The sequence below is a fragment of the Halalkalibacter oceani genome, assembly GCF_023715605.1.
GTDB classification, from domain to species: domain Bacteria; phylum Bacillota; class Bacilli; order Bacillales; family Bacillaceae_D; genus Halalkalibacter; species Halalkalibacter oceani.
This window is the reverse complement of the sequence record NZ_JAMBOL010000064.1, coordinates 1-1,537: the sequence shown is the minus strand read 5'-3', so window position 1 is coordinate 1,537 and position 1,537 is coordinate 1. Positions and strand designations below refer to the sequence as shown.

The following is a 1,537-nucleotide window of genomic DNA, read 5'->3' as shown; positions in this document are numbered from 1 at the left end:
GAGACTAACTATATAAAGTCAAGCAGTAATAGGAGAAGGGTAAAGCTTTCGTAAAATAGAAATGTAAGCATGACAAAGAAGCCTATAATGGCCTCCTTTTAAAAAATGGGGGTTATTGGGCTTCTTTATAGGTTTCTTCTTTCCGAAGTAAATGAAAGATGACTCTTATCAGTTTTTTCGCGATATGACTAAGCACGACGTGATAATGTTTTCCTTCCGATTGTTTCTTTTGATAATAATTCTTAAAGGTCGGTGAATAAATGGCAACCAATCGTGCGGCATGATACAGAGCCCAACGCAAATAAGGAGAGCCACGTTTGACCATCTTCCCTTTCCCTCTTCCATCACCCGATTCATAAATGGATGGCTCCATCCCCGCAAAAGCCAATAGCTGACTAGGTGTCTTAAAGTTGTGTATATCGCCTATTTCTGCTAGGATAATACTACCGAGTCGATAAGATATTCCGGGAATGGTTACGATTGGCGAATCGAGTATATCCATTATTTCCTGAATACGTTTATCGACTTTTTTTATTTGCTTTTCATACAAATCGAGCTGTTCGATCGTCTGAATTAATTCTAATTCTGTCACTTCAGAACAGTAGCCAACGCTTTCCTTTGCTAGTTGTTGGAGGGTAGAGGCCGACAATTGGCTGGAATTTCCCCCTAGCAGGGAAGAAAGGGTCTTTGAATGAGCTGCGGCGATTTTCTTTGGACTTGGATAGTTCTTTAGAATCTTTATCATATAAGCAGAATGTCTGACTTTCCCATATGTCGCCAACTCAGGGAAGCTTTTTTCCAGTATCCGCGTATATTGGGTTTTTAGAAAAGATTGGTGTTTTCCAAGTCTTCGTCTATGCCGTGTTAATTCTTTCAGTTCAACAGAAATCTGGTTTCGTTTTTTTTCTCGTTTTTCCCCATCCACCATCAGCTTTTTGGCAATCACTAAGGCATCCATTTTATCCGTTTTTGTTTTTCTCAAGGTATGGGCCTTAGAAAATTCTTTGATTAAGAGAGGATTATAACAATAAGTGGAGTACCCATGCTTCTCTAAAAATTGGAGAAGGGGAAGAGAATAGTGGCCTGTATCTTCCATCGCGACTTGGCATTCTTGTGCTGTCTCTGTTTGAAGATGGCTAAGGATGTCATGGAGTGTTTGAAATCCTGCATAATTATTGGGGATAGCCAAGTTGTCTTGATAGACGTTCCCTTCCTCATCAAGAATGGCCACCTGATGTTTCTGTTTCGCTACGTCGATCCCTGCATAAATCATCGAAATCCCTTCTTTCTAAAAAAATACGCTGTGCTGTCAAGCCACGCACTCCTTGTCCTGTATCCTTGTGGAAATGAAACGTCTAGCGTTAACTAACTCATTAACAGTTAAACAAAGAGCTGTGGTTAGATTCTCTATAAAACCAGTTACTAAAAAGTACTGTAGGCTGGGCTACTAATCCACAGCGTTGCTTTTAGTATAGAAAACTATACTAAAAAAAGCACTAGAGGTAGCGAACCTCTTGTGCTTAATATACAAGGCTGG

General features: G+C 39.9%; 1 protein-coding gene. It reads right to left on the bottom strand.

Going from position 1 to position 1,537, the window contains the following annotated elements; all coding sequences use genetic code 11:
• Nucleotides 1-112: 112 nt before the first annotated feature.
• The gene (locus M3202_RS21935; RefSeq protein WP_251225346.1) at nt 113-1,273 is read right to left on the bottom strand and encodes an IS110 family RNA-guided transposase; all 1,161 of its coding nucleotides are present in this window, start codon (nt 1,271-1,273) and stop codon (nt 113-115) included.
• Nucleotides 1,274-1,537 lie beyond the last annotated feature (264 nt).

Coding starts and splice junctions, on each gene's coding strand:
- M3202_RS21935 (WP_251225346.1), bottom strand. CDS start 1,273: ATGATTTATGCAGGGATCGACGTAGCGAAACAGAAACATCAGGTGGCC.